The organism is Alteromonas sp. 1_MG-2023 (genome assembly GCF_030547075.1).
GTDB lineage: Bacteria > Pseudomonadota > Gammaproteobacteria > Enterobacterales > Alteromonadaceae > Alteromonas.
Window position 1 is genome coordinate 13,812 of record NZ_JAUOQH010000008.1, and the last position, 16,070, is coordinate 29,881.

Sequence of the window (16,070 nt, forward strand, 5' to 3'; positions counted from 1 at the left end):
AACGAATAATCAATTATTTAGATAATCAACGCTCTAGCATGATAGGAATTATTGTATGTATATGATGGCGAAGCATCTTCATTTAACGGCAGTAGGGTTAAGTATATTACTGTTTGTTTTTCGCTTTATCTGGTCACAATTCGACGCCACAATTTTAGCTAAGAAATGGGTTAAAATTGTCCCTCATATTATTGACACTATTTTGCTCGCCAGTGCAATTTGGCTGTGCGTGATCTTGTCTCAATATCCCATAGTCAATGCGTGGCTAACGTTTAAATTAGCAGGTGTTATTGCCTATATCGTGCTTGGTTTATTTGCGCTCAAAAAAGCGAAAACCACCGTGGGCCGCTGGGCATTCTTTATAGCTGCGCTTGTTGTGCTTATGGCCACTGCAACAGTAGCCATTACCAAACAACCCTTATTCTAGAAATTAACGGATAACGAATTAATTATGTCTGAATCTCAACAGATCATTCGTGTTGGCGATGTAGAAGTTGCTAATCACTTACCTTTCGTGCTTTTTGGCGGAATGAATGTATTAGAGTCTCGGGATCTTGCCATGCGCATTGCCGAGCATTATGTTGAAGTTACCCAAAAATTGGGTATTCCTTATGTTTTTAAAGCCTCATTTGATAAAGCGAACCGCTCATCGGTGACGTCTTACCGTGGTCCAGGTATGGAAGAGGGGTTGCGCATATTCGAAGAGATTAAATCTACTTTCAATGTGCCATTAATTACCGATGTTCATGAACCGCATCAAGCTGCTCCTGTTGCTGAAGTGGTAGATGTTATTCAGCTTCCTGCATTTTTAGCCCGCCAAACTGATTTGGTCGTCGCGATGGCTAAAACCGGTAGCGTGATTAACGTGAAGAAACCGCAATTTCTCGCGCCACATGAAATGCGTCATATCATCACCAAATTAGGTGAAGCGGGTAACGATAAAGTTATTTTATGTGAACGTGGTAGTAGCTTTGGTTATAACAACCTTGTGGTTGATATGCTGGGCATGGATGCAATGAAATCTTACGCACCAGTAATCTTTGATGCGACTCACGCGTTGCAAATGCCAGGAGGCAGAGCAACATCAGCGGATGGTCGTCGTGCACAAGCAGCACAGTTAGCCAGAAGTGGCATGGCGTTAGGGCTTGCTGGGTTATTTATTGAAGCACACCCGAATCCGGATGAAGCAAAATGTGATGGTCCATGTGCGTTACCATTGGCAAAACTTGAGCCATATTTGGCGCAGATGAAAGCGTTGGATGAGTTAGTGAAAGGGTTTGAGCCGTTAGATACCAGTAATACCTAGGCTAGTCTGATGGCGAATGCCGGTGCGTTGCACCGGCATGCGTATCAGGTGTGGGCAGGTATTATTCGCTTTCAGCGACTAATACAGTACTTTCTTTATTTTTCTCTTTTGCCATAGCAAGTAAGTTATTGTGAAGCGCAATTTGCGTTTCTTCTGCCAATAAAGCATTTGACTGCTTTTTAACATCAATGTGAGCGTCGTTCGCAGGCAATACGTCTGCCATGTTAACGCTGGTCATTGCGTTAGTGATAAGCGATTGAAGATTGATCTTTTCTGGTTGTACGTTAGCATTTGCTGCAGCGCTGGCAAAAGCCATTACAGAAACACTAGCTAGTAATAATTTTTTCATTTTCACACCTAATAAAAATAATTTAAAAATATGTTTCCACTTGTTAAATTGTTTAACAAGTAGGCTTTGTAAAGAGTTGATATTCGTACCTCTTTTCAAAGTTCGCGCAAATATTACCCAAAATTCGCACAAAAATAAAACGAGTAAAAGTATGGGTTATCATTAGTAAAACTAATGCTTTCCTTGCTACTTTGGTATGATTAGGTCACACAAGGTTTTTTTCTTACATGCATCGACGTCTTCCCCCTCTAAATGCCTTAAAAGCCTTTGAAGCGGCTGCACGGCACCTAAGCTTTACTAAAGCTGCAGATGAGCTTTTTGTTACCCAAGCTGCGGTCAGTCATCAAATTAAAGCGCTTGAAGAATTCTTATCGATGAAGTTATTTATTCGTCGTAACAGAACCTTATTGCTAACCGAGGAAGGGCAGGCTTACTTTCTTGAATTAAAAGATATCTTTAAGAACCTGCAAGAAGCAACTGAAAGACTGCTTGCCCGCGGTAGTAAAGGGGCAATTACCGTGGCTATGCCACCGAGTTTTGCTAGCCAATGGCTAGTGCCTCGAATCAGTCAGTTTAGTTTGGCGCAGCCTGACATAGACGTCAGAATTAAAGCGGTAGACTTCGATGAGGGCTTTTTGGACGACGATGTAGATGTTGCCATTTACTACGGCAAAGGCCGGTGGAGTGGCCTGCAAGCAGACAAACTCCACCGTGAATTCCTTACCCCGCTGTGTTCCCCTATGCTTTTTAATGGTCCTAAGCCGTTATCGAGCTTGGCGGATTTACGTCATCACGTGCTACTTCACGACTTAAGCCGCGCGGCATGGAAGAATTGGCTCAAGCATGTGGGTGTATCAGGGGTAAATGTTAATCATGGACCGGTATTCAGCCACTCTATGTTGGTACTGCAAGCTGCCGCGTTAGGGCAGGGGATTGCGCTAGGTAATACGGTACTGGCCCGCCCAGAGTTAGATGCCGGGCGCTTAATAATGCCTTTCGAAGAAAAAGTAGAAAGCCGTGATGCCTTTTATTTAGTGTGCGAAGAGTCTCAAGCTGAACTAGGTAAGATTGCCGCTTTTAGAGAGTGGATCTTAGCCTTAGTAGAAGAAGAACAAGACGATGTTTGATTTTCAAATTCACAGTACAAACAAAAACGCAGCGCCGCCATTTGCTCGAATTATATTAGGCCACGGTGCTGGCGCGGGTATGCAGCATGAATTTATGCAAACGATGGCCACCATCTTGAATGGTCATGGGGTTGAGGTTGTGTTGTTTAATTTCCCTTATATGCAAACTATCATTGAAACTAAAAAACGTAGGCCGCCAGATAGAGCAGATAAATTACTCGCTCATTTTAATGCTGTTATTCAAGAAATAGGGACCACCCGAGATTCGCTTCCTACCTTTATTGGTGGAAAGTCGATGGGTGGACGTATGGCAACTATGGTGCTTGATGATGCTGACGGAATAGCCGGCGCTGTAGCATTAGGTTATCCATTTCACCCTCCAGGTAAGCCAGAAAAGCTCAGAACCGCCCATTTAGAAACGCTTAATAAACCACTGCTTATAATACAAGGCGAGCGAGATACCTTCGGTACAAAAAGTGAAGTAGAAAACTATAATTTATCGTCGATGATTAGTTTTTCGTTTTTGGAAGATGGCGATCATAGTTTTAAACCTAGAAAGCGAAGTGGCTTTACCTTAGCGACACATATAGAATGCGCGGCTAAACAGGTTGCAGACTTTATGAAAGCCCAAACGACTATGAATGTATGAAAACAGTAGACTCAGATACAAACCTACATTTAGGGCTAAGTGAAATTTGGCTTATTGCAGGTATCTTGTTAGCGGGCAGCGCCGTTATGCTAGGCGCGTTTGGTGCACATGGCTTAAAAGCTATTTTATCACCTTCTGCGTTAGCGACGTTTGAAGTAGGTGTGCGCTATCAAATGTACCATGGACTTGCGATAATCGCGTTAAGTGCGCTTGTGTCTGTGGTTCAGGTTACATGGTTGAACCGCGTGGCGGCTTTGTTTGTTGCAGGTTGCGTGTTATTTAGTGGCAGCGTTTATTTACTTTCAATAACGGGAAGTAAGTTTTTTGGGCCTATCACCCCGCTTGGTGGCCTATTAATGATTATTGGTTGGATAATGTTGTTATTCGCTGTAGTGAAAGGAAAAGAGAATGACTAGCATTTTGGCCTATTGTCGCCCTGGCTATGAAAACGACACCGCTAATGAACTGGCTACACGATATGGCGAAAAAGAATTCTTTGGTTATCCGGTATCAAAATCGAACACAGGCTTTGTACATTATAATTTGTACGACAAAACAAGCTTAGGCAGCGCGCTTTCGTTATTTGCGGTAAGTGAGTCTATCTTTCCTCGCCAGTTAATCGGTGTATTCGCTACGTTAAATAATATAGAAAAAGACGATAGAGTAGGGCAAGTGCTCGAGGCGCTAGAAGATGTGTCGCTAGAGGAACTCACTGGCGCACATGGTGTATTCGGCGCCATCGACGTTGAATACCCAGATACGGAAGACGGCAAAACCCTTGCGAAATTTTGTAGGAAGTTTACCGTTCCTCTTCGTCAGGCATTAAGAAAAAAGGGCTGGTTGTCGCCTAAGGAAAACGATACTAAGCCTAAACTGCATGTTTTCTTTGAGTCTTTTGAAACTTGCTATATAGGCTATAGTTTGGCTGGTTATCGCTCTAATGACCATTTAGGCATTTGCCGATTAAAGTTCCCTTCTGATTCGCCAAGTCGTTCAACCCTTAAGTTGGAAGACGCGTTAGTCAATATGCTAAGTGCCGAAGAACAACGATTGGTGTTAAGAGCCGGTGGCCGGGCAGTAGATTTAGGGGCCTGCCCAGGCGGGTGGACTTATCAATTGGTGAAACGTGAAATGTACGTAGAAGCGATTGATAATGGTGCCATTGCCGAGAGTTTAATGAGCACAGGGCTTGTTGAACATCATGCTGCAGACGGGTTTACATACAGACCACAATTTGGTCGTGTAGATTTACTTGTGTGTGATATGATAGAGCAACCCGATCGGGTAGCAAAGCTGATGGGTGACTGGTTGGTAAAACATTGGGCCACTCATACGGTGTTTAATTTAAAGCTACCCATGAAACGACGATATGAAACCGTTATAGAGGCCATGTCGACGTTAATGACCAGATTGAATGCGTTAGACGATGCATTCACTGTCAAGGTAAGACATCTCTATCATGACAGAGATGAAGTTACAGTAACGATTGTACGCACTTCGTAAAACGAGGTGTGTTTTTGTTATTTTTAATAAAATATTCATATTGCTTATGCTATTGATATTTAAATAAAAAATTAATGGTGGCTCGGTTTTTCACAAACGTTTTCAGAGTTTGTGCTAAATAAAGGTATATCTCTTATACAGAAATCCTTTATAATCCGGCCGTTTTTTTACGCTGAATCAATGAAAGTGAACTAATGTCAGACTTATCCCATTACAGAAACATTGGTATTTTCGCCCACGTAGACGCGGGTAAAACTACCACTACAGAACGTATTTTGAAGCTTACTGGTCAAATCCATAAAACCGGTGAAGTACACGACGGTGAGTCAACTACTGACTTCATGGAACAAGAAGCTGAGCGTGGTATTACTATCCAGTCGGCAGCAGTAAGCTGTTTCTGGAAAGATCACCGCTTCAACGTTATCGATACTCCTGGACACGTTGACTTCACAGTTGAAGTTTACCGTTCATTAAAAGTATTAGACGGCGGTATCGGTGTATTCTGTGGTTCTGGTGGTGTTGAACCGCAATCAGAAACTAACTGGCGTTATGCTAACGAATCAGAAGTTGCACGTATTATCTTCGTAAATAAATTAGACCGTATGGGTGCTGATTTTTACCGTGTAACTGAGCAAGTACGTAAAGTACTTGGTGCTGTACCACTAATTATGACGTTACCAATTGGTATCGAAGATGACTTCGTAGGTGTAGTAGACGTATTGACTAAACAAGCATACGTTTGGGATGACACTGGTCTTCCTGAAAACTACGAAATTAAAGACGTTCCTGCAGACATGGTAGACAAAGTTGATGAATACCATGAAATGCTTATCGAAACTGCTGTAGAGCAAGACGATGACCTAATGGAAGCGTACATGGAAGGTGAAACGCCTTCGGTTGAAGACATCAAGCGTTGTATCCGTAAAGGTACACGTGACCTTGCTTTCTTCCCTACGTTCTGTGGTTCTGCATTCAAAAACAAAGGTGTTCAACTAGTACTTGACGCTGTTGTTGATTACTTACCGTCTCCTACAGAAGTTGATCCTCAGCCTCTTATGGATGAAGAAGGTAACGAAAATGGCGAACATGCAATCGTATCTGCTGATGAAACGTTTAAAGCGTTAGCATTTAAGATCATGGATGACCGTTTCGGTGCACTAACATTCGTACGTATTTACTCTGGTAAATTGAACAAGGGTGACACTATCCTTAACTCGTTTACGGGTAAAACTGAGCGTGTTGGCCGTATGGTTGAGATGCAAGCTGACGAACGTATTGAGTTATCTAGCGCACAAGCGGGTGACATCATTGCTATCGTAGGCATGAAGAACGTACAAACTGGTCACACACTTTGTGATCCGAAAGATCCAGTAACACTAGAGCCAATGGTTTTCCCAACTCCAGTAATCTCGATTGCTGTTCAGCCTAAAGATAAAGGCGGAAATGAGAAAATGGGTATCGCTATCGGTAAAATGATTGCAGAAGATCCTTCTTTCCAAGTTGAAACTGATGAAGATTCAGGCGAAACCATCCTTAAAGGTATGGGTGAGCTTCACTTAGACATCAAAGTAGACATTCTTAAGCGTACTTACGGTGTAGACCTTATTGTTGGTCAACCTCAAGTTGCTTACCGTGAAACTATCACTAAAGAAATTGAAGATAGCTACACGCATAAGAAGCAATCTGGTGGTTCTGGTCAGTTCGGTAAAATCGACTACCGCATCAAGCCTGGCGAAGCGAACTCTGGTTTCACGTTCACTTCATCAGTTGTTGGTGGTAACGTACCAAAAGAATTTTGGCCTGCAGTAGAGAAAGGCTTCAAGTCAATGATGGGCGAAGGTGTTCTAGCTGGCTTCCCAGTACTAGACGTTGAAGTTGAACTTTACGACGGTGGTTTCCACGCAGTAGATTCATCTGCAATCGCGTTCGAAATTGCTGCTAAAGGCGCTTTCCGCCAGTCTATTCCTAAAGCGGGTGCACAACTTCTTGAGCCAATCATGAAAGTTGACGTATTCACGCCAGAAGATCACGTTGGTGACGTAATCGGTGACCTTAACCGTCGTCGTGGTATGCTTAGCGACCAAGAAGCTGGTTTAACTGGCGTTCGCATTAAAGCAGACGTTCCGTTATCAGAAATGTTCGGTTACATCGGTTCACTACGTACAATGACATCTGGTCGTGGTCAGTTCTCTATGGAGTTCTCACACTACGCAGCTTGTCCACAAAACGTAGCTGACAAAGTAATGGAAGAAGCTAAAGCACGTAAAGCAGCGAAGTAATTCGCTACTAACTAGGTAAGCATTCATGCTTACCTTAGTGTTAAGCATAAAAAAGCCCGTCAGATTTATCTGACGGGCTTTTTTGTTTTTTGCTTTAGCACCCTTGGCTAATCAATACATCTTGTACGGTAAGAACTTTCCAGACATCACCACGCTTACGCGGTCGCCTTTAGGATCGTTCTCGCGCTGTAAGTCCATTGAAAAATCGATAGCACTCATAATACCGTCACCAAATTCTTCATGAATAAGTTCTTTTAATGTAGTGCCATACACATTCACCAATTCATACCAGCGATAGATAAGCGGGTCGGTAGGCACTTCGGTAGGCAATGAACCTTTGTAAGGTGCAATTTGCAACCACGCAATCGCTTCATCACTAAGACCAAAGATAGAGCCCACCGTGGTAGCTTGCTCTTTTGTCATGGCCATTTGCCCTAAGCAGGCCGCAGTGCTCCACTCCTTAGATTGTCCAATAGCCTCGGCAACATCACACCACTTTATGCTTTTAGAAACTTTTGCAGACTGAATCATTTCGGTAACTTGCGTTCGACTGTTAATCATAGAATTTCCTTAAATTATGGAGGGGTGAGTAATGTGGTATTAATTGCTTCAGTCACTGCGATAAAACAGCAGGAATGTAGCGATATTGCTTATAGCTAACAATAGTGACAGGCCTTGCCAAAACCGCAGTGGGTAACGCTCAATAAGGGGCGCGGTCACCCGGTTCAAAAATGCGGGGCTTGGCTGTCGTAAGTTAAAAATAAATTCGGATAACGTGGAGTAACGTTTATCGGGGTTAGGTTGTAACGCGCGCTTTAGGGTAGCGTCTATCCATGCAGGGATTTGCTGGCGCTCATCTAATACCGACTGATATTTAAGTTTATGCTGCGCAGCCACCGTGCGTGACTTTGCCACTTGCGTACCATAGGGAAACCGACCGCTTAATAGATAGTAAGTCAGAACGGCTAGCGAATAGAGGTCGGATTGATCACATCCGCTATCCCCAAGAAAATACTCCGGCGCAACATAAGCGGCGGTACCCATAATTTCACATTCATTATGAAAAGACAGTTCACTAATACCCGCAACGCGAGCAGAGCCTAAATCGATAATCTTACAGTTGCCTGATTCTTCAATCATGATGTTTTCGGGGCGAATGTCCTGATGAAGAATGTCTTCACGATGCATCGCCATAAGGCCTTTGGCGACTTGCTCAATAATGTCTCTTACTTTTTCTATGCTGGGTTTCGGATTATCAATAAGCCACTGCGATAAGTTTCTACCTTCAAGATATTCGTTAATACAGTAATTATATTGAGGTGATTGTGCGCGCTTTGGCGCGCGAATAACGTGTTCGGAGTTAATTCTGCGAGCAATCCATTCTTCTAATGCAAAGTGCTCAAGATAGTCATCGTTTAACGCTAATTCGGTAGACGGTACTTTAATGACTACCCGAGCTAGGCTGGCAGTGTCTTTTGCTTGATAAACATGGCTACGGGCAGACTGATAAAGCTGTCGCTCGATAACATAGCCATCTATTTCATCCCCCACGGAAATTCCATCGGGCAGGGGTAACGTTGAATCGGCGTCGGGCGAGAATTTGTTACTGTCTAATTGTTTGATGGTAATGGATTGAAATGTAACGTTGTCATTACTACCATTAGCTAGGGCTAGTTGTACAATTTGTTTGGCGAGTGCTGAGGATCTTGTATCAGAAGTATTTAGTTCGCTCTCAGGTGTGTTTTGTTCGGGCTCAAGGCTGTTTATTCGCTCAGGGCAGTCTATTCGCTCAAGGCTGTTGTCACTTTGCCCAAGGCTGTTCTTCTCAATATGCTCATTAATAGCGGTGGGTGAAACGAATTCATAAACGCCATCTGTCATTAACACCAGCGTATCGTTTTCTTCTAGCGGTAAAGCCAAGTAATCGATATCAACATTGGCTTGTACACCTAAAGCATTGGCCAAGTAAGATTCGTGCTGAGAATATTCCACCCGATGACTTTCGGTGAGTATTTCACAGTGCCCATTGCGAAATAAACATACCCGAGCATCGCCAACATGAAAAATGTGGGCAGTATCACCTTTTATAATTACAGCGGAAAAAGTACATACATAACCTTTATCTGGGGTGTAACAAAACGGACTTTGCTGGGTTTTCGCGTACAGCGTAGCATTAATGCCTTGAATAACGGTTTTTGCGCTTTGTGCCACACTCCACGTTTCAGAGGTGCAATAATATTGCGAAGCAAAGTCGCTAATCGCGAGATCGCTAGCGATTTGGCTTACCGTACTACTGCTTATTCCATCAGCGAGTGCGAAAGCGCACCCTTTTAACGTTAAAGAAGTATCAGAAGGGATATACCCACTACATGCATCTTGATTGACTGGCTTTACACCAGAGTCAGTGAATTCGCTGTAATGAACCGATAGGGTATTAGTTTGCATATAAAAAAATGCCCGACAGGAGAAACCTGTCGGGCGCCTTTTTGTTAAACGGTAGCCGTTTTAGTAGAAGGAGTTTCTGACGTTACAAGTTTACGCTTAGGTGCAGTTTTAACGTGAGTACTATAAATAGTTAAACCCGTAAACGCTAAACCACCAACAAGGTTACCAAGGGCTGTAGGAATTTCGTTCCATACTAGGTAATCCATAATTGAGAAGTCACCACCCATAATAAGACCGAATGGGAACAAGAACATGTTAACGACTGAATGTTCAAAGCCCATAAAGAAGAACAGCATGATAGGCATCCACATAGCCAATACTTTACCGCTTACGTTAGTAGAAATCATAGCGCCAACTACACCTAGCGATACCATCCAGTTACACAGCATGCCGCGGATAAAAATAGTAAACCAGCCAGCAGTACCATATTCGGCGTAACCTAGCGTTCGTGCTTCACCGATACTCGCTACCTTAGTTGCAATAGCACCACCATCAACGTTGTAGCCCATGGTAAATATAAAAGACATCATGAAGGCTACGGTAAGCGCGCCACCAAAGTTACCTACAAATACTAAGCCCCAATTACGTAAAATCTGTTTAGGGGTGACACCAGGGCGCTTAGCTAACCATGCTAAAGGGGTTAATACAAATACACCAGTGAGTAGATCAAACCCCATTAAGTACAGAATACAAAATCCAACAGGGAAGAGTACGGCACCCAATAAGAAGATGCCTGTTTGTACTGCAATGGTAATAGCAAATACAGCCGCTAGCGCTAATATAGCGCCCGCCATAAATGCGCGAATAAGTGTATCGCGAGTAGACATGTAGATTTTAGATTCACCGGCATCTACCATTTTTGTGGCAAACTCGGCGGGAAGTAAATAAGCCATAATTAATCACCCTGATATGTAAACTATTATTAAAAATAACGAGCCATTTAACTGCTTTATCTATAAAACAAACGAACAAAAAAAAACGTCCACACCATTCCCTGTTTCCAAAGAAGGTTGTGGACGTCTTTATCCAATTCAATAGATTGTGTTAGCCAGTAAGCAAACCGACTCGTACTGCTTTAGGTTCTGCGAAATTGATGCCAATAAATTAGTTTTATTTTAAAAGCTTAAAAATCAAGCGGTTGCTTAAGTCTATGGAGCCGAGTTTTATTTGGCGCAGTTGATTTCAAACCACTATGGTGCAAAAAAAATCATGTAGTGCACCGATTTGGTGGTTGTTTATGTTTACTAATAAAAGTTTATAGCGTGTTAGCTACTCAGGTTTAGCTAAACAGCCTTTGTTAAACAGTATTAGCTAAGTTGTTTTAAGTATGCAGGAATTAGGATTTACTGGTTACCGCTCAGTTTCAAGGTTTTACGCAAGCTAGAAAGTGCGTCTTTCATTACACGTTCTTGTTGCTTTAGAACGGTGGTATTAGCCTTCGATGTGGACTTTGTAAAATTAGCTGGCTTGTCAGACGCTGCTGTCGCTTCATGTACTTCAGGGGCTTCTGGTTGATAGCGCGCACGCTCAAATTCTTGGGTAATGGTATTGAATTGGCTTGCCGCAGTGGACGGTAAAAGCGATTCAACAAGATTGAAGTAAGCGGTACTCCCTCTGTGTTCCCGCTGCACCTTGGTGAAATTAGACACCAATTCAACCGCCGTTAAATACAGATGTTGATGTCTGGAAAACTGCGACTTTCTACGCAAAGGAAAAAATAGTACCAGTAAAAATATACTGACTATAACGAGTAAACTTAGCAAGAAGAGCGTCATTTTCTTTGAGGTTAACTCGCCAAGAAGCTGTTTTAACAAATCAGTTTGCGTTTGATTATCAAAGCCTAGTACCAGTCTACTCCACTGGTAATCTATTTGTCGAAACCATCCTCTAATAGATAAAAATAGTTCAGCCGAATTTAAATTCTTAAACATGCCTTCGTTGCGGGTTTCATTGAAATCGGCTAGGGCTTGTTCTAACCCAAAGGAAATACGAGAGGGGGCGACCACACTGGTAGGATCGTACGATACCCACACGCCATCGATTAACGCTTCCACCCAAGCGTGGGCATCGTATTGTCGAACTTGTATTACGTTATCACTTAATAACTCGCCGCCTTGATAGCCTGTTACCATGCGTGCAGGAATACCGGCCACGCGAAGGGCAAATACCATCGCGCTGGCGTAATGGGCACAAAATCCAGCTTTTGCCTCGAACATAAAGGTATCAATAGGCGAGTTGGGCATGGCATTGGGTTGTAGCGTGTAGCTAAACCCGCTTGTTTTGAAGTGCTGTAAAATTCGGTTAGCAACGTCATATTCACTTTGGGTATTGGCAGCAAGCTGCTTCACCCATGCTTGGGTGCTCAAATTACTATCGCTGGGAAACTGCAGGTTTAGCTGGGTATCAAAATCGGCAAGTTCACTAACAAGTGGTACGTTAGGGAAGTAAGTTAAATAGAAGGCCCGCTTTCCTACAATGGGGCGCTCTGCCCGCAGTGCAAAGTTAAACTGTTGCCACATTTTCGGGTTGTCTAACGCGGTGTTTTCGGTTGATATATCGAGAGAATACAACCAACGCTGATTGTTGGGTTCAACAATCAATTGATAGGGCTCCCCAACTCCTCCACCAGACGCACTATCAGAAGCAGCATCAGAAGAACCATTAGCAGAAGAGTAGGCAAGTGAAACCTTTCTACCCATGTTTTTTAGCTGCGATTCCGCTTGCTTTCGTTTTGGGCTAATAGACCAGGTTTTGCCATCGAAGTTTTCCATTGTCATGGCGCGCCAATAGCGTTGTTGAGCTGGCGGTGGAGTTTGCGAGAACGTGGCGCTAAACGCTAAATCAGATGATTTTGCTAACGAAGCGATATCCCCAGGGGTTACCGTGTCTGATAATCCTGTTTCACTCGACTTAGACGTCGGCATTTGCCATAGCGGAGGAAATTGCGGTACCACCACAAACAATAGCGCTGCTAATGGAAACGCTTGAAGTAATACTATGCCTGATTTTCTTAACGAGACTCTTAAACTAAGGGAGGGGGCATATAACAAAGCCAAAGCAGTAAACAAAAGCGCGATGACGGCCAAGTAACCTATCCAAGCCTCTAGCCCCAATGCAAAAATAAACCCGCAGCCCACTAAGAAAAGGCAGCAGCAGAATAGTTGTAAGAAGTCTCTGGTTTGGGAAAGCAGCATAAGCTTAAGCGCACAGGCCAATACCAGCAAATTTATCATGCTATTAAGTAAGCCAATAGACAGGCCAAACCAACCTAGCGCTATTAATGCCAGTACTGCCAATAAGTTTACCGTGCGGCTGCTGGGGTTATTTTCTTGCCAACCGAAATACAACGCGCTTTGCATAATAACCGCGCATATTGCTATTAGCACCACCCAGGTTAACAGGGGCGTAATCAAGCTAAGGGTAAGCACGATAAAGCAGGTGGCTAATAACATGTTGGCTCTGTTATTCATCAGCCAGCTCCTTGTGATGAAACCTGTTCAGCACTTTTGGCAGATGATTGGGTATGAGAGCCTGGCGCCTTTGGGTAATTTGCTAAGGCTGTCAGGCATTGATGCATATGCGTTACAGAGTTATTGGGCGTAAAGGAGGTATTACCTACTTTTAAACCGTACTGAATACCTTGCGATTGCAACGTTAATATTTGCTGGGTTAAGGCACTAAGCCCCTCTTCGATAGGCGTATTTGTCGATAAACTTAAATAAACGTCGTCTTTTTTTTGCTCGCTAAACTGTTTAACAACCCAATTTCCCGTCTTGGCCACTTGCTTCCATGCCACTCTATTTAGTGGTTCACCTTCCACGAAATCGGTAAGCGCAAAAAAGTCTTCGTTACCTAATAGGGTATCTTCTTGGCTACCATTATTTTCATCTGTGCTATGACTTATTTCACTTAGCTGCCCTGATATGGGTTCAGGGTACACCATTATCTTTGTGTCAAAATCTAGATGAGTCCAGCAAGTGTATAAACCAAAGGGGTAAGCGCTTTTTAGCGTAAGACGGGGTAGCTTATGCTCGCCACGAGAGCATAGCGTAAACGGGATAATGAGCTGTTGCTCTTTATTGCCAATATCAAATGTAAAGTTTTTAATCTCCTTGAGCCACTGTACCTGTAACAAGCCTTCAGGCTTAGTTTTATATTGGGTGTGCTTCACTCTATTAAGCGTTAACTGCGAAGAAGTATTGGCGAATACGGTAGCCGGGGGGGTTATTTTAAGCGCAATGGCCGCAAAATTTTGGTAGCTATAAAATAACGTGAGCAACATGGTGCTAGTTAATAAATAACTGAGTAGCAACATAAGGTTGTTTTGATAGTTAGTGCCCAGCAAAAATAAACACAAGCACACCACCATAAAGCCCCAGCCAAACCGACTAGGCAATATAAATACTGAACGCATGTTTAACGCATGGGTGGCATTGGGGGGAATACGTTTGTCTAACCAAGCCAACCAAGGTTTATAAAACCACTTTGCTAACATTAACTATGCCGCCAGCGGATCGATACTGTCTAATAAGTGCTGACTTAGCGATATGCCCTTGTGTTCTGATGAACCCGCGCTAAGTCTGTGTTCAGTAACTGCAACAAAAATGGCTTGTATATCATCAGGAGTAACAAAGCTTCTATCGTGCATGTACGCCCATGCTTTTGACGCTTGTAATAAGGCTCGGCTAGCTCGTGGAGATAAAGCGGTAGGGTAGCGACCTTCTGCTCGGCTTTCTGTCACCAATCGCAAAATATAATTGATAACGTCATCGCTGGCATGCACTTGGGTAACAGCATCTTGCATCGTGATTAAATCGGTTTGTGATAAACAAGACACTATCCGCTGCTGAACGTCGACTGATTGCTGCAACATCGCCTTTTCAGCATCCCAGTTGGGAAAGCCTAATGATATGCGCATAAAAAAGCGGTCGAGCTGAGATTCTGGTAAAGGGTAAGTACCAGATTGATAACCTGGATTCTGCGTACCAATCACGAAAAAGGGAGAAGGCAACGGGTGGGTGGTACCGTCAATGCTAACTTGGCGTTCTTCCATAGCCTCTAAAAGGGCGCTTTGGGTTTTAGGGCTGGCGCGGTTTAGCTCGTCAGCAAGCACCACTTGGCTGAAAATAGGGCCGTGCCTAAATTGAAATTCACCATTGTGACTTTGATAAACATTTACGCCTAGCATGTCAGAAGGCAGTAAATCGGAAGTAAATTGAATACGTGAATATTTAAGGCCAAACACTTGAGATAGTGCGTGAGAAAGTGTGGTTTTACCCATACCCGGTAAATCTTCAATAAGTAAATGACCATGGGCAAGCAAACAGGTGATCGCCAGTTTTAACTGCGCTGATTTGCCAATAATTTTCTGGCTAAGTGCGTCATGTACTAATTGAATCTCTTTTCGCATGGTAGAAGCTTACCTTTTTAAACCTTTATATAAAGATATTAGCAATTTAATCATTGAAATAGCAGTGAGTATGCATACAAAGGTATAAGTGTGGTGATAAGCACCTTTCAAACCGCTAATTTAACGGGAATGAAAAGGAATTTACGCCTAGTTTAAAATAGTGCTGCGCTGGGCGAATGGGTTGTCTATAATGGGGCATCTTGTTAAGGAAGTAGTTATGAAAAGCATTGAAATAGATGATGATTTGTATGCCTTTATCGCCAGCCAAACTAAACATATAGGCGAGAGTGCATCAGAAATTTTACGTAGACTTTTGTTGCCGGAAGATGGCGAAATAGTAGATGTAAGCGAGTCGGCCTTATCTGACGATCCCTCCCAAGCGACAAAAGCTCAAGCAGCTGAGCCTGCTAGCGAATCTGACACTACAACTTCAGCCGCTAAAGCTTTGGCTCAAAAAGCGGATGCTAAGCCTGCTGTAAAAACAGTAGCTAGTAAAACAGCTAGTACAGCAGCTAAAACTACAACAAAGGCCGCGCCAAAAGCTACAAGTGCAAAAACGCCAGTTGCTAAAACTGCAGCAAAAGCACCAATTAAGAAAGACGTTGCTGCGCCAGTCGTGCCTGACACAGAAAGTCACAATAAAGATGATATTGTAGGTCTGGTATCTGCAGATGCGTTATCGACCTTTACCAAACGTGTAGATCAGTTCTTGTTTATTTTAAGTGCAGCGCACAAATTAAATAGTGATAACTTTGACAACGTTAAATCCATTATTGGTAAAAATCGTACCTATTTTGCTACAAGCAAAGAGGCATTGTTGGAAAATGGCAGCAGTACCAATCCGAAAGCCATTCCAGATAGCCCTTTTTGGGTAGTCACTAACAACAATACCGCGAAGAAAGTAAACATGCTGGAACAAGTTTTGCGTACATTAGGGTATAAGCCCGATGTCGTCGAAACGGTAGTAAGTCGATTCGCCCCAGAGGGCAAATAAACGCTTAA

15 protein-coding genes are annotated in these 16,070 nt (G+C 43.1%); 8 read left to right on the plus strand and 7 right to left on the minus strand.

Going from position 1 to position 16,070, the window contains the following annotated elements; genetic code table 11:
• Window positions 1-55: 55 nt before the first annotated feature.
• Window positions 56-427, plus strand: coding sequence for a SirB2 family protein (locus Q4561_RS10100; RefSeq protein WP_303459871.1), 372 nt, complete (start codon window positions 56-58; stop codon window positions 425-427).
• A 24-nt stretch (window positions 428-451) separates the two neighbouring features.
• Complete coding sequence (gene kdsA, locus Q4561_RS10105; RefSeq protein WP_013784682.1) at window positions 452-1,306, plus strand: 3-deoxy-8-phosphooctulonate synthase; 855 nt, start codon at window positions 452-454, stop codon at window positions 1,304-1,306.
• Between the two features lie 61 nt (window positions 1,307-1,367).
• On the opposite strand, the gene Q4561_RS10110 is transcribed toward kdsA, so the two are convergent.
• The gene (locus Q4561_RS10110) at window positions 1,368-1,655 is read right to left on the minus strand and encodes a hypothetical protein (protein ID WP_303459873.1); all 288 of its coding nucleotides are present in this window, start codon (window positions 1,653-1,655) and stop codon (window positions 1,368-1,370) included.
• A 227-nt stretch (window positions 1,656-1,882) separates the two neighbouring features.
• Here Q4561_RS10110 and Q4561_RS10115 point away from each other — a divergent pair, with 227 nt between their 5' ends.
• From Q4561_RS10115 to fusA, 5 genes are all read left to right on the plus strand, one after another.
• Window positions 1,883-2,782 (plus strand): transcriptional regulator GcvA, encoded by a 900-nt coding sequence (locus Q4561_RS10115; RefSeq protein WP_303459876.1) that lies wholly within the window; start codon window positions 1,883-1,885, stop codon window positions 2,780-2,782.
• Window positions 2,775-3,431 (plus strand): alpha/beta family hydrolase, encoded by a 657-nt coding sequence (locus Q4561_RS10120; protein ID WP_303459878.1) that lies wholly within the window; start codon window positions 2,775-2,777, stop codon window positions 3,429-3,431. Before Q4561_RS10115 ends, Q4561_RS10120 begins: the two co-directional genes overlap by 8 nt.
• Window positions 3,428-3,847, plus strand: coding sequence for a DUF423 domain-containing protein (locus Q4561_RS10125; protein WP_303459881.1), 420 nt, complete (start codon window positions 3,428-3,430; stop codon window positions 3,845-3,847). Before Q4561_RS10120 ends, Q4561_RS10125 begins: the two co-directional genes overlap by 4 nt.
• The gene (rlmM, locus tag Q4561_RS10130) at window positions 3,840-4,934 is read left to right on the plus strand and encodes a 23S rRNA (cytidine(2498)-2'-O)-methyltransferase RlmM (protein WP_303459884.1); all 1,095 of its coding nucleotides are present in this window, start codon (window positions 3,840-3,842) and stop codon (window positions 4,932-4,934) included. Before Q4561_RS10125 ends, rlmM begins: the two co-directional genes overlap by 8 nt.
• A gap of 194 nt (window positions 4,935-5,128) precedes the next feature.
• Window positions 5,129-7,213: an elongation factor G gene (gene fusA / locus Q4561_RS10135; RefSeq protein ID WP_303459886.1), complete on the plus strand. Its 2,085-nt coding sequence runs from the start codon at window positions 5,129-5,131 to the stop codon at window positions 7,211-7,213.
• Between the two features lie 111 nt (window positions 7,214-7,324).
• Here the strand turns inward: fusA and cynS are convergent, their stop codons facing one another.
• The 6 genes from cynS to Q4561_RS10165 form a co-directional block, all read right to left on the minus strand.
• Window positions 7,325-7,774 carry a cyanase gene (gene cynS, locus Q4561_RS10140; RefSeq protein WP_303459889.1) on the minus strand — a complete coding sequence of 150 codons (450 nt, stop codon included), beginning with the start codon at window positions 7,772-7,774 and terminating at the stop codon, window positions 7,325-7,327.
• Between the two features lie 48 nt (window positions 7,775-7,822).
• Complete coding sequence (locus Q4561_RS10145; protein ID WP_303459892.1) at window positions 7,823-9,658, minus strand: bifunctional protein-serine/threonine kinase/phosphatase; 1,836 nt, start codon at window positions 9,656-9,658, stop codon at window positions 7,823-7,825.
• Between the two features lie 44 nt (window positions 9,659-9,702).
• Window positions 9,703-10,551, minus strand: coding sequence for a formate/nitrite transporter family protein (locus Q4561_RS10150; RefSeq protein ID WP_303459895.1), 849 nt, complete (start codon window positions 10,549-10,551; stop codon window positions 9,703-9,705).
• A gap of 450 nt (window positions 10,552-11,001) precedes the next feature.
• Window positions 11,002-13,128 (minus strand): DUF3488 and transglutaminase-like domain-containing protein, encoded by a 2,127-nt coding sequence (locus tag Q4561_RS10155; protein ID WP_303459898.1) that lies wholly within the window; start codon window positions 13,126-13,128, stop codon window positions 11,002-11,004.
• The gene (locus tag Q4561_RS10160) at window positions 13,128-14,153 is read right to left on the minus strand and encodes a DUF58 domain-containing protein (protein WP_303459901.1); all 1,026 of its coding nucleotides are present in this window, start codon (window positions 14,151-14,153) and stop codon (window positions 13,128-13,130) included. The genes Q4561_RS10155 and Q4561_RS10160 overlap by 1 nt, the downstream gene beginning before the upstream one ends.
• 3 nt (window positions 14,154-14,156) lie before the next feature.
• On the minus strand, window positions 14,157-15,068 hold the full coding sequence (locus Q4561_RS10165) for a MoxR family ATPase (protein ID WP_303459904.1): 912 nt from the start codon (window positions 15,066-15,068) through the stop codon (window positions 14,157-14,159).
• A 217-nt stretch (window positions 15,069-15,285) separates the two neighbouring features.
• Here Q4561_RS10165 and seqA point away from each other — a divergent pair, with 217 nt between their 5' ends.
• Entirely contained in the window at window positions 15,286-16,062 is a 777-nt protein-coding gene (seqA, locus tag Q4561_RS10170) for a replication initiation negative regulator SeqA (RefSeq protein ID WP_303459905.1), read from the plus strand.
• Window positions 16,063-16,070: the final 8 nt, after the last annotated feature.